At 47.3% G+C, this 22,789-nt stretch carries 19 protein-coding genes; 11 read left to right on the top strand and 8 right to left on the bottom strand.

Annotated elements, in window-relative coordinates:
• Positions 1-40 precede the first annotated feature (40 nt).
• Together ftsH and HMPREF2700_RS07355 are read right to left on the bottom strand one after the other, a co-directional pair.
• The gene (gene ftsH / locus HMPREF2700_RS07360; protein ID WP_070591271.1) at positions 41-2,002 is read right to left on the bottom strand and encodes an ATP-dependent zinc metalloprotease FtsH; all 1,962 of its coding nucleotides are present in this window, start codon (positions 2,000-2,002) and stop codon (positions 41-43) included.
• Between the two features lie 70 nt (positions 2,003-2,072).
• On the bottom strand, positions 2,073-2,693 hold the full coding sequence (locus HMPREF2700_RS07355; protein ID WP_070591269.1) for an RlmE family RNA methyltransferase: 621 nt from the start codon (positions 2,691-2,693) through the stop codon (positions 2,073-2,075).
• Positions 2,694-2,804: 111 nt separating this feature from the next.
• On the opposite strand from HMPREF2700_RS07355, the gene yhbY reads away from it, so the two are divergent.
• The 6 genes from yhbY (at position 2,805) to HMPREF2700_RS07325 (ending at position 12,056) form a co-directional block, all read left to right on the top strand.
• A complete protein-coding gene (yhbY, locus tag HMPREF2700_RS07350) occupies positions 2,805-3,092 on the top strand; it encodes a ribosome assembly RNA-binding protein YhbY (protein ID WP_049333825.1) in 288 nt (95 codons plus the stop codon).
• Positions 3,093-3,316: 224 nt separating this feature from the next.
• Positions 3,317-4,744 (top strand): tetratricopeptide repeat protein, encoded by a 1,428-nt coding sequence (locus tag HMPREF2700_RS07345; protein WP_070591268.1) that lies wholly within the window; start codon positions 3,317-3,319, stop codon positions 4,742-4,744.
• 599 nt (positions 4,745-5,343) lie between these two features.
• A complete protein-coding gene (gene aceE, locus HMPREF2700_RS07340) occupies positions 5,344-8,007 on the top strand; it encodes a pyruvate dehydrogenase (acetyl-transferring), homodimeric type (protein WP_070591266.1) in 2,664 nt (887 codons plus the stop codon).
• 145 nt (positions 8,008-8,152) lie between these two features.
• Positions 8,153-9,766, top strand: a complete 1,614-nt coding sequence (aceF, locus tag HMPREF2700_RS07335; protein ID WP_070591265.1) for a dihydrolipoyllysine-residue acetyltransferase — start codon at positions 8,153-8,155, stop codon at positions 9,764-9,766.
• A 77-nt stretch (positions 9,767-9,843) separates the two neighbouring features.
• Positions 9,844-11,628, top strand: coding sequence for a dihydrolipoyl dehydrogenase (gene lpdA / locus HMPREF2700_RS07330; protein ID WP_070591263.1), 1,785 nt, complete (start codon positions 9,844-9,846; stop codon positions 11,626-11,628).
• An 89-nt stretch (positions 11,629-11,717) separates the two neighbouring features.
• Positions 11,718-12,056, top strand: coding sequence for a P-II family nitrogen regulator (locus HMPREF2700_RS07325; RefSeq protein WP_003683576.1), 339 nt, complete (start codon positions 11,718-11,720; stop codon positions 12,054-12,056).
• Between the two features lie 256 nt (positions 12,057-12,312).
• Here the strand turns inward: HMPREF2700_RS07325 and HMPREF2700_RS07320 are convergent, their stop codons facing one another.
• The gene (locus tag HMPREF2700_RS07320; protein ID WP_283129693.1) at positions 12,313-12,801 is read right to left on the bottom strand and encodes a choline/carnitine O-acyltransferase; all 489 of its coding nucleotides are present in this window, start codon (positions 12,799-12,801) and stop codon (positions 12,313-12,315) included.
• A gap of 118 nt (positions 12,802-12,919) precedes the next feature.
• Between HMPREF2700_RS07320 and mpl the strand changes: the two genes are divergently transcribed.
• From mpl to HMPREF2700_RS07305, 3 genes are all read left to right on the top strand, one after another.
• A complete protein-coding gene (gene mpl, locus HMPREF2700_RS07315) occupies positions 12,920-14,296 on the top strand; it encodes a UDP-N-acetylmuramate:L-alanyl-gamma-D-glutamyl-meso-diaminopimelate ligase (RefSeq protein WP_070591261.1) in 1,377 nt (458 codons plus the stop codon).
• Positions 14,297-14,519: 223 nt separating this feature from the next.
• Positions 14,520-15,173, top strand: a complete 654-nt coding sequence (locus tag HMPREF2700_RS07310; RefSeq protein WP_070591259.1) for a DUF1287 domain-containing protein — start codon at positions 14,520-14,522, stop codon at positions 15,171-15,173.
• Positions 15,174-15,398: 225 nt separating this feature from the next.
• Entirely contained in the window at positions 15,399-16,004 is a 606-nt protein-coding gene (locus tag HMPREF2700_RS07305) for a phosphatase PAP2 family protein (RefSeq protein WP_070591258.1), read from the top strand.
• 114 nt (positions 16,005-16,118) lie between these two features.
• Here HMPREF2700_RS07305 and HMPREF2700_RS11450 read toward each other — a convergent pair whose 3' ends face one another.
• The 5 genes from HMPREF2700_RS11450 to lon all read right to left on the bottom strand — a co-directional run bounded on the left by HMPREF2700_RS11450 (position 16,119) and on the right by lon (position 21,675).
• Positions 16,119-16,247, bottom strand: a complete 129-nt coding sequence (locus tag HMPREF2700_RS11450) for a FeoB-associated Cys-rich membrane protein (RefSeq protein ID WP_003683546.1) — start codon at positions 16,245-16,247, stop codon at positions 16,119-16,121.
• Entirely contained in the window at positions 16,244-18,112 is a 1,869-nt protein-coding gene (locus HMPREF2700_RS07300; protein WP_070591256.1) for a ferrous iron transporter B, read from the bottom strand. Before HMPREF2700_RS07300 ends, HMPREF2700_RS11450 begins: the two co-directional genes overlap by 4 nt.
• A 27-nt stretch (positions 18,113-18,139) precedes the next feature.
• On the bottom strand, positions 18,140-18,409 hold the full coding sequence (locus HMPREF2700_RS07295; RefSeq protein WP_070591254.1) for a FeoA family protein: 270 nt from the start codon (positions 18,407-18,409) through the stop codon (positions 18,140-18,142).
• A 351-nt stretch (positions 18,410-18,760) separates the two neighbouring features.
• A complete protein-coding gene (locus HMPREF2700_RS07290; protein WP_003683413.1) occupies positions 18,761-19,030 on the bottom strand; it encodes an HU family DNA-binding protein in 270 nt (89 codons plus the stop codon).
• 185 nt (positions 19,031-19,215) lie between these two features.
• Positions 19,216-21,675 carry an endopeptidase La gene (gene lon, locus HMPREF2700_RS07285; protein WP_070591252.1) on the bottom strand — a complete coding sequence of 820 codons (2,460 nt, stop codon included), beginning with the start codon at positions 21,673-21,675 and terminating at the stop codon, positions 19,216-19,218.
• 213 nt (positions 21,676-21,888) lie between these two features.
• Between lon and HMPREF2700_RS07280 the strand changes: the two genes are divergently transcribed.
• Together HMPREF2700_RS07280 and lipB are read left to right on the top strand one after the other, a co-directional pair.
• Positions 21,889-22,164 (top strand): HP0495 family protein, encoded by a 276-nt coding sequence (locus HMPREF2700_RS07280; protein WP_049328369.1) that lies wholly within the window; start codon positions 21,889-21,891, stop codon positions 22,162-22,164.
• A complete protein-coding gene (gene lipB / locus HMPREF2700_RS07275; RefSeq protein WP_070591251.1) occupies positions 22,164-22,766 on the top strand; it encodes a lipoyl(octanoyl) transferase LipB in 603 nt (200 codons plus the stop codon). Before HMPREF2700_RS07280 ends, lipB begins: the two co-directional genes overlap by 1 nt.
• The last annotated feature ends 23 nt before the right edge of the window (positions 22,767-22,789 follow it).

Raw genomic sequence — 22,789 nt, 5'->3', positions numbered from 1 at the left:
AAAACGGTAGCTTTAAAGCTACCGTTTTCTGTTTCAAACCTTATACAGATTTATCTGTTTTGTCTGCTTCTACTGACTCAGCATTCTGAACCTCATTTTGCTCAACAGGTTCAACAGCTTCAGCAACAGGCTCTTCAGGCTCTTCTACTTTGTCATCACGGACATTGTGGCTGTAATCTTTAGGCGGACTAGGTTGTTTACCGGCCATAATTTCCAAAACTTGGTCTCGATCGATGGTTTCCCAATCCATCAGTGCTTTGCACATGGTTTCCATCTTATCGCGATTTTCATCCAAGATTTTGTAAGCGACTTGGTATTGCTCATCCAAAATACGGCGGATTTCCGCATCGATATCTTGTTGGGTTTTCTCGGAAATATTTTGAGAACGGGTTACGCTGCGACCCAAGAATACTTCACCTTCGTTCTCAGCATAAACCATCACACCCATTTTGTCGCTCATACCATAACGCGTTACCATCTCGCGTGCCATTTGAGTTGCACGCTCAAAGTCGTTAGATGCGCCGGTAGAAATACGGCCGACAAAAATATCTTCAGCAATACGGCCACCAAACAAGATTGAGAGCTGGCTCAGCATTTGGTCTTTGTACATGCTGATACGGTCACGCTCAGGCAGCTGCCAAGTCAAACCCAATGCGCGGCCACGAGGCATAATGGTTACTTTGTGAACCGGATCGGTAAATGGCAGGCTTTCCGCTACGATGGCATGACCGGCCTCATGATAGGCCGTTGCACGTTTTTCATCTTCGTGCATCACCATGCTGCGACGCTCCGGACCCATATAAATTTTGTCTTTCGCATCTTCAAAGTCGCTTTGATCGACTTTAACTTTATTGCGACGACCGGCAAACAAAGCTGCTTCATTGACCAAGTTTGCCAAATCCGCACCTGAAAAACCAGGGGTACCGCGTGCTAAAGAAGTCAAATCTACGGATGCATCCAAAGGTACTTTTTTAGCGTGTACTTTCAAGATTTGCTCACGGCCACGGATATCAGGCAATGGAACAACGACTTGACGGTCAAAACGGCCCGGACGCTGCAACGCAGGGTCAAGCACATCAGGACGGTTGGTTGCTGCGATCACAATAACGGTTTGGTTGCTTTCAAAACCATCCATTTCAACCAACAATTGGTTCAATGTTTGCTCACGCTCGTCATTACCACCGCCCAAACCGGCACCGCGCTGACGACCGACCGCATCAATTTCATCAATAAAGATGATACATGGCGCATTTTTCTTGGCCTGCTCGAACATATCGCGGACACGGCTCGCACCGACACCGACAAACATTTCTACGAAATCAGAGCCTGAAATACTGAAGAATGGCACGCCTGCCTCACCAGCAATCGCTTTAGCCAGCAATGTTTTACCCGTACCAGGGCTACCGGCCAACAAAATACCGCGCGGTACACGACCACCCAGACTTTGGTAACGGTTAGGCGATTTCAGGTAATCCACGATTTCTTGTACTTCTTCTTTTGCCTCATCACAACCGGCAACATCGGCAAAAGTAACTTTATTGGAATCTTTGTCCAACAAACGTGCACGGCTCTTACCAAAAGAGAATGCGCCGCCTTTACCGCCACCGCCACTTTGCATGCGCATGAAGTAGAACCATGCGCCAATCAACAACAAAACAGGCAGCAGGCTGTAAAACAGACTGGCCAGCATGCTTGGTTTTTCTTCCGGAGTCACTTTGACGCGTACTTTGTTGTCCAACAGTGTTTTAACCAAGTTGTCATCCAAAGGCGCATTGGTATAGAAGGCAGTTTTATCGGTGCGCTCACCTTTAATCAGATAGCCGCTGACAACAGATCCTTCAATATTGACATTGGATACTTCGCCACTATTAACTTGCTGAATAAATTGAGAATATTCGATTTGCTGTTTATCTTCCTGCTTATCGCTGAGTGCATTGAATGCTGCTAAAAGCATAGCACCACCCACTACCCAGACTAATATGTTTTTAATGGTATTCCCCACTGAACAGGCTCCATGGTTACAAAATAAATAAAATCAAGGGAAAGAATTTTAAAGCACCCACCCTACATTGTCAGCGTTTATTTTTACCTAATAGGTAAATCTCACTGGAACGATTGCGGGAAGCATCCGGCTTTCGAGTTTGTACACTGGCAAAAATTTCACGCATAGCCGCCGTATACTCTTGATAACCCGCACCTTGAAACACCTTCACTAAAAAACTGCCTCCGGTTTTCAAATGTTGGGAGGCAAAATCCAAAGCCAGGTCACACAAATAAAAACTGCGTGCCTGGTCTGTTACGGCATTGCCTGACATATTGGGTGCCATATCACAGATTACAAGGTCTAACGGACGATTATCTAATAAGGCTTCAAACTGTTCCAAAACAGCATCTTCCCTAAAGTCGCCCTGAATAAACGACACGCCTTCAATAGCATCCATCGGCAAAATATCCAAAGCAAACACTGCCCCTGTTTTACCGACCAGCTTGGCCGCCACCTGTGACCAACTTCCCGGCGCGCTGCCCAAATCCGCCAAAACCGTACCTGGCTTGATTAATTTGTCTTTTTGATTGATTTCCAATAATTTATAAGCCGCTCTGGCACGATATCCGTCCTTTTGTGCCATATGGACATAATGATCGTTAACGTGCTCATGCAGCCATGCTTTTGAAGATTTTGAGCGTACAGCCATCTTGATTTGAAATGCTTAAGTTAAAATCAGCATTGTACGTTATTTCCCCCGTAAATGTTCTAAATCGCGTACAATATAGCCATTATTCTTTTTAATTGGATACTTATTGATATGAGCGACAACAAATTAAGCACCAAAGAAATTTTGGCCTTGAAAGCCCAAGCACACCACCTCCACCCTGTCGTTATGGTTGGCCAACAAGGCTTGACCGACTCGGTCATCAAAGAAACCGATGCCGCATTGACAGCGCACGAATTGATTAAAGTCCGTGTTTTTGGCGATGATCGTGCTGAACGTATTGAAATTTGTGATGCACTGTGTGAAACACTGGGTGCTCAACTGGTGCAACATATTGGCAAATTACTTGTTTTATGGCGTAAAAAACCGGACGATAAATAATTTAAACTGAATAAACAACAGAAGTATTTTCTCAACCCACTTTATCATATCCTTCTGTTGTATTTATGCAGCATAAAACAAATTATTCCATTATTCTAAGTATGAAAATACAAATACGGTTGCCTGTTTTTGTAAATAACCTCAAAATTACAAAATCATAACGGCCGCACCCTGTCGGCCGATTATTTTATTCTTAATCCTTCACAAAATATAAAAGCAAACCGATGAATGCTCAACAATATGAAGAATCTTTTCTGTTAGCAGAAAAATTAATCACTCAAGACCCACCTGACTTTGCACGAGCCATCCCTTTGCTCTGCGAAGCAGCAGAAGCCGGGCATGTTGAGGCTGCATTTCAGCTGGCAGGATGCCTGATCGAACACCACGAAAATGCGCAAGATTTAGCAATTGCTGTCTCATATCTCAAACAGGCTGCCCAAGCCGGTCACCCATACGCTCGTTACAACCTTCTGCAAATAGAAGAAAGCAGAGGGATTGCAATAGAAGACTTAGTTGATGCCTATCAAGAGCTTGCCGAAGAAGGATTAGCCCCTGCCCAGCTGCGCCTGATGCGTTTATACGCAGACAATGGCAATGACCAAGAAGCAGTCAAATGGGCATTGAAAGCCGCTGAACAGCAAAATCCTCAGGCACAATACTTCTTAGCCCAACATTACCAATATTCCAGCTCCCCTGATTTGGAATATTCCCATAAACTTTATCAGCAATCCGCTGCACAGGGATTTATTGCGGCACACTGGCAACTCGGCCTTCAATACAAATTGGGGCAAGGTGTTGCACAAAACCCTGAAAAAGCAATCGAACATTTGCGTATTGCCGCCGATTACGACATTGTTCCGGCGCAAACTTCCCTTGCAGAACTCTTAGCCGCATCAAATCCTACTGAAGCATTGGAATGGTTTGAAAAAGCTGCCGAACAAGGTGACAGCAACGCGCATGTAGCACTTGCCGAAATCTATCTATTGGGCAAAAACACCGAACGAGACCCTCAAAAGGCCTATCAGCATGCTAAATTTGCTGCGGATCAAAATGATCCGGAAGGTTTGCGTCTTTTAGGTGATATCCATCGCTACGGATTGGGACGAGCAGTTGATGCGGACACTGCGCGTCAATATTATCAACGCTCGGCTGATTTAGGTAATCTTGTCGCTTACCAAAAACTTCTGTCTGACAGCGCATTGAATAACCAGCAAAACTATGAGCTGACGAAAGAAATCGCCCTCCAACGTCAGGAAGCTGAACGTTTGTACAAGCTGGCATTTGCAGCGCACTATGGCTTAAAACGCCAACAGAATTACGCTGAAGCACTGGATCTATACCATCAATCCGCAGAACGTGGACACAGCAAATCCCAAACCAATCTTGGCATGATGTATTACAGCGGACAAGGCGTACCTGTCGACTACGCCCAAGCTGCAAAATGGTTTGAAGCAGCGGCCAAACAAAGAGACACGATGGCTCAATATAATCTTGCCTGTCTGTATTATCACGGTATGGGCGTAGAAAAAGACATCAACAATGCTTGTTTCTGGTTGCAAGAAGCCATCCAACATGGACATGAACAGCAAGACGTTCTTAAAGAGCTTTTGGCTCAATGGAAGCAATTCGCTCAAAAAGCCTCTGCTGCTTAAAGGCCGTCTGAAATTCTAACTTCCTACACAAATGACATGTCAGAACTAAACAGACTGTACATGTCATTTTTTCATTTATCCTTCCTCAATAATCTTCATTTCAAATCCCATTCTCTCTTAATCTCTTTTAAAGTCTTCAGACGGCCTATTCTATTTGTAAAAAATCAGATAATATAAATTTTCTCTTTCAAACCCTAAATCCAATCTGAACTTTCAATTTACAACAAAATTTGAAAAATATTTTTCGTATTCGAATCCATTTACTCAAATATCTGATACTTTTTACTGTATCACTAAAAACAAGCTCCATAACTCTTTTAAAAAGTCTTAATTTCAACCTCTACATCCTATCAATATCTACAGCATGATTTGCCAGTTTGCCCAATTACTGATAGCATTTGCAGATTAGCCTGTTCGCAAAAAGTTCAATTCTTTCTGATTTTTCATCAACGGTTATAACGTATTGAAAAAATTACAGTAATTAAGACTTTTCGAATTTGACTCTAGGAATTTTCGTTTTTAACTCACATTTGTTCACAAACGAAAATATCGGAGTAATACTCCGTCATTGAAAAACACTCAACACAAGGATAGATATTATGTCCACCCAATTACACGATGTTGACCCAATTGAAACCAAAGAATGGTTAGACGCGTTAAGCTCTGTTTTAGAATATGAAGGCAGTGAGCGCGCTCAATACCTGCTGGAAAGTTTGGTCAAATACAGCCGTGACAAAGGCATCCGTATGCCTCACGGCACCACTACTCCATACTTGAACACCGTTTCCGTTGAAGATGAAAAAGGCATCCCTGGCGACCAAAATATCGAACACCGCATCCGTGCATTCGTCCGTTGGAACGCTGCCGCTATTGTTTTGCGCGCGGGTAAAAAAGATTTGGAATTGGGTGGGCACATCGCATCTTTCCAGTCAGCCGCCACTATGTACGAAGTCGGCTTCAACCACTTCTGGAAAGCTAAAGGCGAAGGCGAAGAAGGCGATCTGGTATTCTTCCAAGGCCACGTTGCCCCTGGTATCTACGCACGCGCTTTTGTTGAAGGCCGTCTGACTGAAGACCAATTGAACAACTTCCGTCAAGAAGTTGACGGTAAAGGTCTGCCTTCTTACCCTCACCCTCACCTGTTGCCTGACTTCTGGCAATTCCCAACCGTATCTATGGGTCTTGGCCCATTAATGGCGATTTACCAAGCACGCTTCCTGAAATACTTGGAATCTCGCGGCCTGGCTAAAACCAAAGGCCGTAAAGTATGGGTATTCTGTGGCGACGGCGAAATGGACGAACCTGAAAGCCAAGGCGCTATTGCTCTGGCTTCACGCGAAGGCTTGGACAACTTGGTATTCGTCATCAACTGTAACCTGCAACGTTTGGACGGCCCAGTACGCGGTAACGGCAAAATCATTCAAGAGCTAGAAGGCAACTTTGCCGGCGCCGGCTGGAATGTTGTGAAAGTCATCTGGGGTCGTCGTTGGGACCGCCTCTTGGCAAAAGACAAAGACGGTATCCTGCGCAAACGCATGGAAGAATGTTTGGACGGTGACTACCAAACTTACAAATCCAAAGACGGTGCATACGTTCGCGAACACTTCTTCAATACGCCTGAACTGAAAGCATTGGTTGCCGATATGACCGATGAGCAAATTTGGGCATTGAACCGTGGTGGCCATGACCCTCAAAAAGTGTACAACGCTTACGACCGCGCTGTGAACCACGCAGACGGCAAACCTACTGTAATCTTGGCGAAAACCATTAAAGGTTACGGTATGGGTGCATCCGGCGAAGGTCAAAACGTTGCCCACCAAGCCAAAAAAATGGACAAAGCGTCTCTGAAACAATTCCGTGACCGCTTTGACATTCCGGTAACTGACGAGCAAATTGACAGTGGCGATCTGCCTTACCTGACTTTTGCTCCTGACAGCGAAGAGTACAAATACCTGCACGCCCGCCGCGAAGCCTTGGGCGGTTACCTGCCTCAACGTCATCCGACAAAAGAGGTATTGGAAGTGCCTGAGTTGTCCGCATTCGATGCTCAACTGAAATCCAGCGGTGATCGTGAATTCTCAACCACCATGGCTTTCGTACGCATCCTGTCTACTCTGCTGAAAGACAAAAAAATCGGCAAACGCGTTGTACCTATCGTTCCTGACGAAAGCCGTACTTTCGGGATGGAAGGTATGTTCCGCCAATATGGTATTTGGAACCCTAAAGGTCAACAATACACCCCTCAAGATAAAGACCAACTGATGTTCTACAAAGAATCTGTTGACGGTCAAATCTTGCAAGAAGGTATTAACGAGCCAGGCGCAATGGCTGACTGGATCGCGGCTGCAACCAGCTACGCCAACAACAACTTTGCGATGATTCCTTTCTACATTTACTACTCTATGTTCGGTTTCCAACGTGTCGGCGATTTGGCATGGGCTGCCGGCGATATGCACGCACGCGGCTTCCTGCTGGGCGGTACTGCCGGCCGTACGACGCTGAACGGTGAGGGTCTGCAACACGAAGACGGCCACAGCCACGTTCAAGCTGATTTGATCCCGAACTGTGTTTCTTACGATCCGACCTTCCAATACGAAGTAGCCGTTATCGTACAAGACGGTCTGCGCCGTATGTATGCCAACAACGAAGACGTGTTCTACTACATCACCCTGATGAACGAGAACTACGCTCATCCGGACATGCCTGAAGGCGTGGAACAAGACATCCTGAAAGGTATGTACTTGCTGAAAGCCGGTGGCAAAGGCGACAAGAAAGTTCAATTGATGGGTTCCGGCACCATCCTGCAAGAAGTCATTGCCGGTGCTGAATTGTTGAAAGCCGACTTCGGCGTGGAAGCAGACATCTGGTCTTGCCCATCTTTCAATCTGTTGCATCGCGACGCTATCGAAGTAGAACGTTTCAACCGCCTGAATCCGCTGGAAGCTGAAAAAGTGCCTTTCGTTACCTCACAACTGCAAGGTCATGACGGTCCGGTTATCGCCGCTACCGACTATATCCGCAGCTATGCCGACCGTATCCGCGCGTACATCCCGAACGACTACCATGTCTTGGGTACCGATGGTTTCGGCCGTTCCGACAGCCGTGCCAACCTGCGCAGCTTCTTCGAAGTTGACCGCTACAATGTTGCCGTTGCTGCATTGAGCGCATTGGCCGAGCAAGGCAAAGTCAGCAAAGAAACCGTTCAACAAGCTATTGAAAAATATGGTATCAAAGCCGATTCAGCTCCTAGCTGGAAACGCTAATTGATGTTTCAGACGGCCTGTTTGCTTTATTCAGACATCAGGCCGTCTGAAAACCGAATGCTTGAATGGCTTGAACAAACTGTACCGATGCCGTAAGAAACAGTTTTTCAGACGGCATCAAACTGAAAATATTAAAGGAACTCAAATGAGTATCGTAGAAATCAAAGTCCCTGATATCGGCGGTCATGAAAATGTCGACATCATCGCCGTAGAAGTCAAAGCGGGCGACACCATCGCCGTTGACGACACCCTGATTACGTTGGAAACCGATAAAGCCACTATGGATGTACCTGCTGATGCAGCCGGCGTCGTGAAAGAAGTTAAAGTTAAAGTGGGCGATAAAATCTCTGAAGGCGGCGTGATTCTGACCGTTGAAACCGGTGCTGCCGCTGCTGATGCCGCTCCGGCTCCTACAGCAGAAGCTCCTGCTGCTCCAGTTGCTGCGCCTGCAGCCGCTCCTGCCGGTGGCGCTACCGTACAAGTTGTTGTACCTGATATCGGTGGCCACTCTGACGTAGACGTTATTGCCGTTGAAGTTAAAGTCGGCGACACTGTTGCCGTTGACGACACCCTGATTACTTTGGAAACCGACAAAGCCACCATGGACGTACCATGTACCGAAGCCGGTGTGGTTAAAGCCGTATTCCTGAAAGTTGGCGACAAAGTATCCGAAGGCTCTGCCATTATCGAAGTAGAAACTGCCGGCTCTGCTGCTGCAGCTCCAGCTCCTGCCGCTCAAGCTGCCGCACCTGCACCGGCTGCCGCTCCGGCTCCTGCTGCACCAGCCGCTGCGCCTGCGCCTGCACCTGCTGCTCCTGCTGCTGCCAAAATTGACGAAGCTGCATTTGCCAAAGCGCATGCAGGTCCTTCTGCACGTAAACTGGCACGCGAATTGGGCGTAGATTTGGGTCAAGTCAAAGGTACCGGTCTGAAAGGCCGTATCATGGGCGAAGACGTTAAAGCTTTCGTTAAATCCGTTATGCAAAGTGGTGCAGGCAAACCTGCCGCTGCTTCTTTGGGCGGTGGTCTGGACTTGTTGCCATGGCCTAAAGTTGACTTCTCTAAATTCGGCAGCATCGAAGTTAAAGAATTGTCTCGCATTAAGAAAATCTCCGGTCAAAACCTGTCTCGCAACTGGGTTGTGATTCCTCACGTTACCGTACACGAAGAAGCGGACATGACCGAATTGGAAGAATTCCGCAAACAGCTGAACAAAGAATGGGAACGCGAAGGCGTGAAACTATCCCCATTGGCCTTCATCATTAAAGCCTCTGTTGCTGCGCTGAAAGCCTTCCCTGAATTCAACGCCTCTCTGGATGGCGACAACTTGGTGCTGAAAAACTACTTCAACATCGGTTTCGCAGCAGACACGCCAAACGGCTTGGTTGTTCCGGTCATCAAAGACGTGGATCAAAAAGGCTTGAAACAAATCAGCCAAGAGCTGACTGAATTGTCTAAAAAAGCCCGCGAAGGCAAGCTCAAACCACAAGAAATGCAAGGCGCATGCTTTACCATTTCCAGCTTGGGCGGTATCGGCGGTACAGGCTTCACACCAATCGTGAATGCTCCTGAAGTTGCTATCTTGGGCGTGTGCAAATCCCAAATCAAACCGGTTTGGAACGGCAAAGAATTTGCTCCTCGCCTGATGTGCCCATTGAGCCTGTCCTTTGACCACCGTGTCATCGACGGTGCCGCCGGTATGCGCTTCACCGTATTCCTGGCTAACCTATTGAAAGACTTCCGCCGCATTACTCTGTAATCCGAGCATTTTCAGACGGCCTGAATAGACAGGCCGTCTGAAAAAAGAAGTCCGAACATCATTCAGAAAGATTAGACATGAGCTTAGTTGAATTGAAAGTGCCCGACATTGGCGGTCACGAAAATGTAGATATTATTGCGGTTGAAGTAAATGTGGGCGATACCATTGCTGTGGACGATACCCTGATTACTTTGGAAACCGATAAAGCGACTATGGATGTACCTGCCGAAGTTGCAGGCGTAGTCAAAGAAGTTAAAGTTAAAGTTGGCGACAAAATCTCCGAAGGTGGCTTGATTGTTGTCGTAGAGGCAGAAGGTGCAGCTGCTGCTCCTCAAGCCGAAGCGCCTGCCGCGCCTGCACAAGAAGCACCTAAAGCAGCCGCTCCTGCTCCTCAAGCTGCTCAATTCGGCGGTTCTGCCGATGCCGAATACGACGTAGTCGTATTGGGTGGCGGCCCTGGCGGTTATTCTGCTGCATTTGCCGCTGCTGACGAAGGCTTGAAAGTTGCCATCGTTGAACGTTACAAAACTTTGGGCGGCGTTTGCTTGAACGTCGGCTGTATCCCTTCCAAAGCGCTGTTGCACAATGCTGCCGTTATCGATGAAGTACGCCACTTGGCTGCCAACGGTATCAAATACCCAGAGCCAGAACTCGACATCGATATGCTTCGTGCCTACAAAGACGGCGTAGTTTCCCGTCTGACCACTGGTTTGGCAGGTATGGCCAAAGGCCGTAAAGTAGACGTTATCCAAGGCGACGGCCAATTCTTAGATCCGCACCACTTGGAAGTGTCGCTGACTACCGGCGACGTGTACGAGCAAGCGACTCCTACTGGCGAGAAAAAAATCGTTGCCTTCAAAAACTGTATCATCGCAGCAGGCAGCCGCGTAACCAAACTGCCTTTCATCCCTGAAGATCCACGCATCATCGATTCCAGCGGCGCTTTGGCTCTGAAAGAAGTACCGGGCAAACTGCTGATTATCGGCGGCGGTATTATCGGTCTCGAAATGGGTACGGTTTACAGCACTCTGGGTTCTCGCCTGGATGTGGTTGAAATGATGGACGGCCTGATGCAAGGCGCAGACCGCGACTTGGTTAAAGTATGGCAAAAACAAAACGAATACCGTTTTGACAACATCATGATCAACACCAAAACTGTTGCTGTCGAGCCTAAAGAAGACGGCGTTTACGTTACCTTCGAAGGTGCAAATGCGCCTAAAGAACCACAACGTTACGATGCCGTACTGGTAGCTGCCGGTCGTGCGCCTAACGGCAAACTCATCAGCGCTGAAAAAGCCGGTGTTGCTGTAGCTGATCGCGGCTTTATCGAAGTGGACAAACAAATGCGCACTAATGTGCCACACATCTACGCTATCGGCGATATTGTCGGTCAACCGATGTTGGCACACAAAGCCGTTCACGAAGGCCACGTTGCCGCTGAAAACTGTGCCGGCCACAAAGCCTACTTCGACGCACGCGTAATCCCGGGCGTGGCTTACACTGCTCCCGAAGTCGCATGGGTTGGCGAAACCGAGTTGTCTGCCAAAGCCTCCGGCCGCAAAATCACCAAAGCCAACTTCCCATGGGCTGCTTCCGGCCGTGCGATTGCCAACGGTTGCGACAATGGTTTCACTAAGCTGATTTTTGATGCTGAAACCGGCCGCATCATCGGTGGCGGTATCGTTGGTCCTAACGGCGGCGATATGATCGGCGAAATCTGCTTGGCCATCGAAATGGGCTGTGATGCAGCCGATATCGGTAAAACCATCCACCCACACCCAACCCTGGGCGAATCCATCGGTATGGCTGCGGAAGTGGCATTGGGCGTATGTACCGACCTGCCTGCTCAGAAAAAGAAATAAGTTCACTCAAATAAAATTTGAACGAACTTGATGGAACAAAGGCCGTCTGAATGTTTCAGACGGCCTTTTCGCAAACAAGGAGACTCAATATGAAGAAAATCGAAGCTATTATCAAACCTTTCAAACTCGACGATGTACGCGAAATCCTGACTGAAATCGGCATTACCGGCATGACTGTCAGCGAAGTTAAAGGCTTCGGTCGCCAAAAAGGCCATACGGAAATTTATCGCGGCGCAGAATACGCGGTCGATTTTCTGCCTAAAGTGAAAATCGAATTGGTATTGGCTGACGATAAAGTCGATCAGGCTGTGGATGCCATTTTGGAAACCGCACATTCCGGCAAAATCGGCGACGGTAAAATTTTCATTTATCCGGTTGAAGAGGCTATCCGTATCCGTACCGGAGAACGCTCGGAAGCAGCACTTTAATAGAAATCCTAAAATACAGAAGACAAATGCCGTCTGAAAATAAGTCGTAGCGTGGTTTGCTCAGAACTTATTTTTCAGACGGCATTATTTTTACAATTACAGCCACAGCTTTTCCGAGACCGCAAACCATCACTGCCAGCCTAAATAAATATAGAAACCCATAGACAATAAAAATGCCGCTTATCACTCAAGCGGCATTTTATGTATCAGTTTACTATGATTGAGTCAGGCTCAATCTGCGGAAAATTTCACGCTATCAAGCATTAAGAAATTCGAGCAGATTTTTTCCGCCTACTTTCAGAGCATCTACGAATGTGTTGACTTTCTCTTGTTGCTCTTGAGTATGGCTTACCGTATACAGCCAGCCTTCCGACGTGATTGTGTAGTTGATGCCCAAGCCACCCACTGAAGTCGGTACAAAAGCAAAATTTACTACCGCTCTGTTGTCGCCTACGATTGAAGTAAAAAGGAAATCGGTAGTAAAGGTTTGGTAGCCTTCATCTTTATAGAATTCAGGAAGCTCACCGCCTTCTTTAGCCGCCATCAATTTGAGGCCCAGCAAGTGACGATTTAGACCTTGACCGAGTTTGCAAGCTTTAATGCGTGCTTTATGTTCGGCCAATGCGGCATCCAATGCTTCACGAGATGGATTTTCCTGCAACAAAGTACCAACAAATGCCAGCGATTCTTCAGAAACAGGACGGACACATTCAGTACGGCCGTTTTTAAAGTGGCTGACATCCACGGCTTCGTATGCATCATCCCCTATTCTTATTGCCGCTTTACTTTTCAGACGACCCCTTTATCCAAACTCCGTTATAATGACGGCTTTAAAATTAATTCATTTCCAAGACGGTCTTATCATGAAACACATCCACATTATCGGTATCGGCGGCACATTTATGGGCGGCGTAGCGGCTATTGCCAAAGAAGCAGGTTTTAAAGTCAGCGGTTGCGACGCAAAGATGTATCCGCCGATGAGCACTCAGCTTGAAGCCTTGGGCATTGACGTACACGAAGGTTTTGATGCTGCTCAATTAGACGAATTTAAAGCTGATATTTACGTTATCGGTAATGTTGCCAAACGCGGCATGGATGTGATTGAAGCCATTTTGAACAAAGGCCTGCCTTATATTTCCGGCCCACAATGGCTTGCTGAAAACGTATTGCACCAGCACTGGGTACTCGGCGTAGCCGGAACACACGGCAAAACGACCACAGCCTCCATGCTGGCATGGGTCTTGGAATATGCCGGTCTCGCACCGGGCTTCCTGATTGGCGGCGTACCGGAAAACTTCAGCGTTTCCGCACGTCTGCCGCAAACTCCGCGTCAAGACCCTAACTCAAAATCGCCATTCTTCGTTATCGAAGCCGACGAATACGATACCGCCTTTTTTGACAAACGCTCCAAATTCGTACATTACCGTCCGCGTACCGCCATTTTGAACAATCTGGAATTCGACCACGCCGACATTTTTGCCGATTTGGGCGCCATTCAAACCCAATTCCATCATTTGGTACGTACCGTGCCGTCTGAAGGCTTAATCGTCTGCAACGGCCAACAGCAAAGCCTGCAAGATACTTTGGACAAAGGCTGCTGGACACCCGTAGAAAAATTCGGTACCGAACAAGGCTGGCAGGTCGGTACTGCCCATGCCGACGGCTCGTTTGACGTCCTCCATCATGGCGAGACGGTCGGACACGTCGCTTGGGAACTGATGGGCGAACACAACCGCATGAATGCGCTCGCCGTTATCGCTGCCGCACGTCATGCCGGCGTTGACATTCAGACGGCCTGCGAAGCCTTGAGCGCGTTTAAAAACGTCAAACGCCGTATGGAAATCAAAGGCACGGTAAACGGTATCACTGTTTACGACGACTTCGCCCACCACCCGACCGCCATCGAAACCACCATCGAAGGCCTGCGTCAGCGTGTCGGTAACACACGCATCCTCGCTGTCCTCGAGCCGCGTTCCAACACCATGAAACTCGGCACCATGAAAGCTGCGCTGCCCGAAAGCCTCAAAGATGCCGACCAAGTATTCTGCTACGCCGGCGGCGTGGACTGGAACGTCGCCGAAGCCCTCGCGCCTTTAGGCGGCAAGCTGCACGTCGGCAAAGACTTCGATACTTTTGTAGCCGAAATCGTGAAAAATGCCGAAGCAGGCGACCATATTTTGGTCATGAGCAACGGCGGTTTCGGCGGAATACACGGGAAGCTGCTAGAAGCGTTGAAATAAGCCTTTTCCAATAACTAAGGCCGTCTGAAACTGTTTCAGACGGCCTTTTACCATGTGCCAATTTAAAATCTATATTTACAAAAAATGTTTTAGTAATACTCAAATAACACTCATCCATTATTTGCCCATACATACTTGCTCAAGACCATTTTTCCATTATGCATTGCCAACCCACCCAAAAATCTGATAATAATGCAGACAACATCTAAGCCGTGCATATATCATGAAACACAAAACTACCTTTAAACCCATAGTTCTCAGTATTGCGCTTTCCATCCTTCTGATTACAACAGCTGTATTTTTTGCCCGTCATCACAACTCTATCTCAAGTATTACTACCGATTTCTTTCAACAAGAGATTACCGAACCCGAAGGACCATCACCGCAAATTGTACAATCTGCGCGCAACCAAATTGGCAAAACCCTTCGTTACGACCCGGCTTACACTAAGCTCAAATATCCAATGGGCGATGTACCAATGGAAAAAGGCGTTTGCACAGACGTGGTCATTCGTGCATTGCGTGAACAAAATATAGATTTGCAAGAGCTTGTTCATCAAGACATGAGTCGTAACTTTTCCGTCTATCCGAAACGCTGGGGTTTGAAACAACCCGATACCAATATCGACCACCGCCGCGTCCCTAACCTAATGACTTATTTCACGCGTCAAGGCTGGGCCGTTCAAGATACAAACTATCAGGCTGGCGATATTGTAACTTGGGAACTAAAAGGCAACCGTCCCCATATCGGCATTGTCTCCGATCGAAAAATCGGCGACAGACCTCTGATTATCCATAATATCGGTTCGGGAACCCGTGAAGACGATATTCTCTATCGCTACACCATTACCGGACATTTCAGACTTCCCGTTCAATAAATCATGAGGCCACTGAAAGATTCACTTCAATATCATACCCAATCTGTAGTTTTGCGCTTTTTTTGCAATCCACCTTTCGAGGCCGTCTGAAACCATAGGTGGGATAACCATCCGACAAAATATTAGAGACAGTGCGACATATTCCATATCACTGATATATATGATAGTGTGATGAACTTTTACGATTTTAATTATATTGGAATCATGGATGGAGAGAACCGGTAAGTGGATAAGCTATCGAAACTAAAGATTAAATATACAATTTTTATATCAATATTTTTTGTCGTTTTTTACAAGGGAGCTGAGTTTTATACATATACAGTCGATAATGTGCCTTCATATTTTATAGACTGGGAAAGGAATATTCCTTTCTTGCCCATATTTATGTTGCCTTATATGACGTCACCGTTTTTCTTCTTGGTCACTATATTTTTGGAAAAGAACGAAAACAGTCTGAAATTACTGATAAAAAGAGCAACCTTTTTAATCGGAGTTTCTACTGCTCTATTTGTAATATTTCCTATGAAATTTTATTTTCCCAAGCCTGAAGTCGATAACCAAATTTTAAAATCCTTCTTTTATATTTTGGGAAAATTGGACAGTAGTTTTAATCAATGCCCGTCATTACATGTGAGTTTCGCTTTTCTTTCAGCTGAGGTTTATTGTAGAGAATTCAAATCCAAATTCTTAAAATCATTTTTTGGTATATGGGGATTTTTACTCGCTATTTCGGTCTTATTTGTCTATCAGCACCATTTGATTGATTTCGTAGGGGGAACATTGATATTTTTAATCACTTGTATCCTTTTCCCAAGAAAAAAGACAGTTTAAGCATTTTGTCACAGAATCTTAGAAAGCACTACAACAACGATTGAAGCATAGTTCAAACATACAAAAAGGCCGTCTGAAAGAGTTTCAGACGGCCTTTTACCTAACCCTCTTTATTTAACCGCAACCGCCGCATTTGCCGCAGCCGCTGCTGCAGTCGCGTTTTTTCGGTTTGAACACGAATTTTCGCAAGAGGAAGAATACGCAGGCGAGCATAATCAAGCCGACGATAATATATTGAGTCATGACGATAGTATCCTTGAAGAAAGTTGGTAAACCACGAATGCGGCAAAATAAGCCATCAGGAACAAATAGCCTGTAATCATAAGCATATTTTTCGTGGATTTGGTTTCGCGTCTAATCACGGTCAAAGTCGCGGCACACATCGGAGCATACACATACCAAGCCAAGAAGGCAAAGGCGGTCGGCAAGCCCCAGTTGTTGTGTATGATAGGAATCAGTGCGTTTTGTACTGCATCTTCAGACGACGCGCTGACGGCATAAACGGTACCCAAAGCGGCAACGACCACTTCGCGCGCGGCAATACCCGGAATCATGGCGATACACATTTCCCAAGTAAAGCCCAAAGGTGCAAACAACGGCTGAATAGCATGACCAAGCGTACCTGCCAAGCTGTAATCGATGGCTGCACCGGTTGCGCCTTCAGGCGGTTGCGGCCAGCTTACCAAGCCCCACAGAACCACGGCCAACGCAAAAATGATGGTACCCGCGCGTTTCAGGAAGGCTTTTACCCTATCCCACAGGCTGGTCATAATGTGTTTAAAGTTAGGCGTACGGAAAGTCGGCAATTCCATCAAAAGCGGGAATTGTTGCACGTTGCCTTTCATTCGCGCCAAGCGTTTCATGATATACGCCGCCAATGCAGCCGACAGGATGCCTGCGATATAAAGAATAAACAATGTCAGGCCTTGCAGGTTGAAAATACCGCCCACTGTACGGTTAGGAATGACGGCGGCGATAATCAGCGCATACACCGGCAAACGTGCGGAACAGGTCAGCAACGGCGCAACCGCGATGGTAACAAGGCGTTCGCGCGGGTCGTTAATGGTTCGCGCCGACATCACGGCAGGAACGGCACAGGCAAAGCTGGACAAAAGGGGAATAAACGAACGGCCGGACAAACCGCTTTTCGCCATGATGTTATCCAACAGGAAGGCTGCACGCGGCAGATAGCCCGAGTCTTCCAAAAGCAGGATAAAGGCAAACAAAATCGTAATCTGAGGCAGGAACACCAACACGCTGCCCAAACCGGCAATGACGCCGTTGACGAGCAAGTCGTTGAGGATGCCCGGCTCCATGTTGGCGCCTATCCATTCGCCCAGCGCGGCAAAGCCGCCTTCGATGGCTTCCATAATCGGTGCCGCCCAAGTGTAAACCGCTTGGAACACCATAAACAGGATCACCAGCAGCATAATCATGCCCCAGACGGGGTGCAGCACGATGTCGTCGAGTTTTTTGTGCCATGCGGGCAGCGTCATCTGGGTGCGTACCACTTGTGCCAAAATCGATTCGACTTCTTGATAAAGTTTGTCGCTATCCAGCGCATCGAGCGTGCGTTCGGCAGAGGCGGGGTTTGCGGGGAAAGAGCGTTTGCGCGGCAGCTTCGCCACGGCTTCGCGTACAGCCTGTACGCCCGACGCGCTCACTGCAACTGTTTCCAAAACAGGTGCATCCAACAACTCGCTCAGTTTGGCCGCGTCGATATTCAAGCCCCGATTGCGCGCAACGTCGCTCAGGTTTAGCGAAACGACCATCGGCAAGCCCAAGGTTTTCAGTTCTAAAACCATGCGCAGGGTCATACGCAAGTTGGTCGCATCGGCAACGGCAATAATGGCATCGGGCGGAATGCCCATCTTGCCTACCATTACATCTTTCGCCACCGCTTCGTCGGGGCTGGTCGTGCGTAGGCTGTATGTGCCCGGCAGGTCGATAATGCGGACGGCCTCGTCGTCGAGGAAGGCGCCCTCGCGCTTATCGACAGTTACGCCCGGATAATTGGCAACCTTGGCATGTGAGCCGGTCAAACCGTTGAACAAAACGGTTTTGCCGCAGTTTGGCGCGCCAATCAAGGCAAAATAGCTTAGTTCCATCATTTTTCCTTATTCTTTCAGACGGCCTTAAACGGCCTCAACGATACGACACATAATCTTCCCGGCCTCTTCCAAACGCAGGGAAAATTGAGATTGGTTACCCAAACGTACCGCAAACGGGCCTCTCCCAAAACCACCCACTGCAATCACTTGCAACGGCATTCCGCTGGAAAAACCCAAATCTGCAAGGCGACGGGTTACCAAGGTATCCAAATCACCAAAAACAGGATTGGAAACGATGGAATCAATATGTACGACTGCGCCTTTTTTCAGGCGCGACAAAGGAACAGCAGACATAAGCCTCTCTTTTCTTTTTGTTTTAAAAATAGATTATTGAAAAAACGTGAGAAGTATGACGAGTGCGTGGCACATTTGAAAGGTTGGTTATGAGTGGCTATTCGCTACTTCTTTCAATAAGTGCGGTTTGTTTTGAGTATTGTTATTTTCTTTGCTAATGATAAATCTTATTAATGTAAAAATCAAATGTAACAAGATAAACTAAAAAGGCTGAAATCCTTTTATCATTAGGATTTCAGCCTTTTTATACACTCAACAAACCAAAGGCCGTCTGAAAACTTTCAGACGGCCTTCAAAATAAAAAACCGAATCAAATCGGTTTTTTATTCCCATTCAGGGAAAGACTCTAAATTACAGAGCGTCTTTCAATGCTTTACCGGCACGGAATTTAGGAGTTTTAGCAGCAGCAATAGTCAAAGGCTCGCCAGTTTTAGGGTTGCGGCCTTGACGTTCGGCGCGTTCGCCGACGTAGAAAGTACCGAAACCGACCAGAGTAACAGTGTCGCCGTTTTTCAACGCGTTGGTTACGGCATTAGTAGTAGCATCCAAAGCTTTTTGCGCAGCAGATTTGGAAATGCCGGCTTCTTGAGCAATTGCTTCGATCAATTCAGACTTGTTCACAATTAGTCCCTTCCTATCGTAAAAAATGATGAAATGCCCGAATACTCGGGGCTTAAGCACTTTTAAAGCACATACGCACTTTATAGCAATTCTGAAATTATCATGTCAAGTAAAAAATGTGGAATTGCCCTATTTTTGGGGCATTCAGGGCAAAACCACATTTTTTGCAACATCAGACGGCCAACTTAATGCTTGGTTGCTTTTGTTCTTGACTTCGCCTTAGAAGTTTGCGGGGTCTCGGCAACCGTCAATTCAGCCGCCCATTGCTCAGGCTGAGCTTCCAAGCCCAAAGCCAACACTTCATCAATCCATTTTACCGGATGAATAGTCAGACCGGTTTTGACATTTTCAGGGATTTCTTCCAAATCTTTGACGTTGTCTTTTGGAATCAATACATGCTTGATCCCGCCGCGCAAAGCAGCCAGCAGTTTTTCTTTCAAACCGCCGATAGGCAAGACTTCGCCACGCAAAGTGATTTCGCCGGTCATCGCCACGTCTGCACGCACCGGAATTTTGGTAAAGGCAGAAACCATCGCCAAAGTCATGGCGATACCTGCACTCGGACCGTCTTTCGGCGTCGCACCTTCAGGTACATGGATGTGAATGTCTTTCTTCTCGTAAAAATCAGGAGCCAGACCCACTGATTCAGCACGTGAACGGACAACCGACCATGCGGCCGATACCGATTCTTTCATGACATCGCCCAGTTGGCCGGTACATTGAATCGTACCTTTGCCCGGCAAGGCAACCGCCTCAACGGTCAACAACTCGCCACCGACTTCGGTCCAAGCCAGACCGGTTACCTGACCGATGCGATTTTCGCTTTCGGCCACACCATAGTCGAAACGGCGCACGCCCAGATAGTCATGCAGATTTTTCTCAGTAACTTTAATCGCTTTAGGCTTGGCCTTGCTTACTGTTTTGGATTTGGACGCTTTTTTCTTGTCCTCATTCAAAGTAACCTGCATCACTACTTTGCGGCAGATTTTGGCAATTTCGCGATCCAACGAACGGACACCGGCCTCGCGGGTGTAGTAACGGATAATATCGCGCACCGCACTTTCATCAACCACCAACTCGCCTTCTTTCACACCATTGCGCTTCATTTGTTTCGGCACAAGGTATTGCATGGCGATATTGATTTTTTCGTCTTCTGTATAACCGGACAGACGGATGATTTCCATACGGTCAAGCAGCGGAGTCGGGATATTCAAGCTGTTTGAAGTGGCAATAAACATCACATCGCTCAAATCATAATCGACTTCGGCATAGTGGTCGGCAAACTTGTTGTTTTGCTCAGGATCCAGCACCTCAAGCAATGCACTGGCCGGATCGCCACGGAAATCGCTGCCCATCTTGTCGATTTCATCAAGCAGGAACAATGGATTTTTCACACCCGCTTTCGCCATGTTTTGCAGGATTTTGCCTGGCATAGAGCCGATATAGGTACGGCGGTGGCCTCGGATTTCGCTTTCATCACGCACGCCGCCCAACGCCATACGCACATATTGTCGGCCTGTGGCTTTGGCAATCGACTCACCCAAGGAAGTTTTACCCACCCCCGGAGGACCAACCAGACACAAAATCGGGCCTTTGAGCTTGTCCATACGTTTTTGAACAGCCAAATATTCCAAAATGCGCTCTTTGACTTTTTCCAAACCATAGTGGTCGGCATTCAAAATCAAATCAGCCTTGGCAATATCTTTGCTGACACGGGATTTTTTCTTCCACGGCAGCTCAAGCAAAGTATCAATATAGTTGCGCACGACAGTAGATTCCGCAGACATCGGCGGCATCATTTTCAGTTTTTTCAATTCAGACAGACATTTTTCTTCAGCCTCTTTGCTCATGCCTGCTTCTTTGATTTTGTTTTCCAGCGCATCCAGCTCGTCGCGCTCGTCTTCTTCGCCCAATTCTTTCTGAATCGCTTTTACTTGCTCATTCAAGTAATACTCACGTTGGGATTTTTCCATTTGACGTTTTACACGGCCACGGATGCGCTTCTCGACCTGCATGATGTCGAGTTCGGCTTCCAACTGCGCCAGCAGAAATTCCAAACGATCAACAATGCCGGCAGTCTCCAGTACATATTGACGCTGCTCTAATTTCAGCTGCAAATGCGCGGCAATAGTATCGGCAAGACGGCTGTTGTCATCGATACTACTGATGGTACTGATAACTTCGGCAGGGATTTTTTTGTTCAATTTCGCATATTGCTCAAATTGAGTCAGCAAGGTACGACGCAAGGCTTCAATTTCGGGATTGTCCTTGTCGCTGTTTTCATCAATCGCCTCAACATGGGATAAAAACAGTCCGCCTGTTTCGTCAACCGTCAATGCGCGCGCACGACGGATACCTTCTACCAATACTTTAACGGTACCGTCAGGCAGTTTCAAAACCTGCAAAACTTGGGCGACTGTGCCAGTTTGGTGCAAGTCTTCAGCTTTAGGGTCTTCTGTATTAGGGTCAAGCTGGGCCAACAGAAAAACCGGATCATCATTGGCCATTGCCGCCTCAAGGGCTGCAATCGATTTAGGACGACCGACGAACAGCGGCAATACCATATGCGGATACACCACGACATCGCGTAAAGGCAAGGTAGCCAGCGCACTGTACTCCTCGAAATATTTGTCTTTTGTCGGCATAGTTAGAAATCTCAATCATTGTTAAATCAGAATGTAGCTCAAAATTGGGCTGAAGCGCTGCATTTCAAGACTTGAAAACAGCTTATCCGCACCTATTTTCGAAAACATCATTTTTAATAGCCCGATATGAACGTTTACGATAAAATATATCGGATTTCGGGCCGTCTGAAAACTTTTCAGACGGCCCTGGCAAACCAAACAAGGTAGTAAACCATGACAGACTCAACTGAAAAAAAATCACTGATTGAATTCCCTTGCACCTTTCCTGTAAAAGTCATGGGCGCAGTTCATCCGGAATTTGAATCCGCCATCTTGGAAACCGTGCGCAAACATGCTCCCGATACCGAGCCGCACCACATTACTACGCGCCCAAGCAGCAAAGGCAACTACACCAGCGCAACCGTCAAAGTAAATGTCGACAACCAAGAGCAGCTCGACAATATCTACCGCGACCTGACTTCACACGAATTGGTAAAAGTGGTGCTGTAATGAAAATCGTGCACAAAGGCTTGGTCGATTACCTGCCGACTTTCGAAGCCATGAAAGCATTTAATGCCTCGCGTGACGAAAATACCGAAGACGAATTATGGGTGGTCGAACATCCGCCCGTATTTACCCAAGGCTTGGCCGGCAAGCCCGAACACCTCCTCATCCGCGACGATATTCCCGTTGTCCAAATCGACAGAGGCGGTCAAATTACCTATCACGGCCCAGGTCAATTGGTCATCTATACGATGATCAATTTCAAACGCCGTAAAACCAGCGTCCGCCATATCGTTTCCGCACTTGAAAACAGCATCATCGCCACCTTGGCAGAATACGGCATCGAAGCAGCCGCCGACCCCAAACGTCCCGGCGTTTATGTCGGTGAGCGTAAAATCGCTTCCCTGGGCCTGCGTATCAAAGACGGCTCCGTTTACCACGGTTTGGCCCTCAACGTGAACATGGATTTAAGTCCGTTTACCCATATCAACCCCTGCGGTTATGCCGGTATGGAAATGACCCAAATTGCCGACTATGTCTCTCCGGCACCCAGTTTGGCAGAGGTTGCAGACAAACTGACCAAGCATTTACAAAAAGAGCTGGCATAAGGCCGTCTGAAAATATTCAGCTC

The sequence above is a fragment of the Neisseria sp. HMSC068C04 genome (assembly GCF_001810105.1).
Taxonomy (GTDB): domain Bacteria; phylum Pseudomonadota; class Gammaproteobacteria; order Burkholderiales; family Neisseriaceae; genus Neisseria; species Neisseria flavescens_B.
The sequence above is the reverse complement of the archived record's forward strand: the minus strand, read 5'-3'. Positions and strand labels throughout refer to the sequence as shown.

Coding starts and splice junctions, on each gene's coding strand:
- HMPREF2700_RS07355 (WP_070591269.1), bottom strand. CDS start 2,693: ATGGCTGTACGCTCAAAATCTTCAAAAGCATGGCTGCATGAGCACGTT.
- yhbY (WP_049333825.1), top strand. CDS start 2,805: ATGAGCGACAACAAATTAAGCACCAAAGAAATTTTGGCCTTGAAAGCC.
- HMPREF2700_RS07345 (WP_070591268.1), top strand. CDS start 3,317: ATGAATGCTCAACAATATGAAGAATCTTTTCTGTTAGCAGAAAAATTA.
- aceE (WP_070591266.1), top strand. CDS start 5,344: ATGTCCACCCAATTACACGATGTTGACCCAATTGAAACCAAAGAATGG.
- aceF (WP_070591265.1), top strand. CDS start 8,153: ATGAGTATCGTAGAAATCAAAGTCCCTGATATCGGCGGTCATGAAAAT.
- lpdA (WP_070591263.1), top strand. CDS start 9,844: ATGAGCTTAGTTGAATTGAAAGTGCCCGACATTGGCGGTCACGAAAAT.
- HMPREF2700_RS07325 (WP_003683576.1), top strand. CDS start 11,718: ATGAAGAAAATCGAAGCTATTATCAAACCTTTCAAACTCGACGATGTA.
- mpl (WP_070591261.1), top strand. CDS start 12,920: ATGAAACACATCCACATTATCGGTATCGGCGGCACATTTATGGGCGGC.
- HMPREF2700_RS07310 (WP_070591259.1), top strand. CDS start 14,520: ATGAAACACAAAACTACCTTTAAACCCATAGTTCTCAGTATTGCGCTT.
- HMPREF2700_RS11450 (WP_003683546.1), bottom strand. CDS start 16,247: ATGACTCAATATATTATCGTCGGCTTGATTATGCTCGCCTGCGTATTC.
- HMPREF2700_RS07300 (WP_070591256.1), bottom strand. CDS start 18,112: ATGGAACTAAGCTATTTTGCCTTGATTGGCGCGCCAAACTGCGGCAAA.
- HMPREF2700_RS07295 (WP_070591254.1), bottom strand. CDS start 18,409: ATGTCTGCTGTTCCTTTGTCGCGCCTGAAAAAAGGCGCAGTCGTACAT.
- lon (WP_070591252.1), bottom strand. CDS start 21,675: ATGCCGACAAAAGACAAATATTTCGAGGAGTACAGTGCGCTGGCTACC.
- HMPREF2700_RS07280 (WP_049328369.1), top strand. CDS start 21,889: ATGACAGACTCAACTGAAAAAAAATCACTGATTGAATTCCCTTGCACC.
- lipB (WP_070591251.1), top strand. CDS start 22,164: ATGAAAATCGTGCACAAAGGCTTGGTCGATTACCTGCCGACTTTCGAA.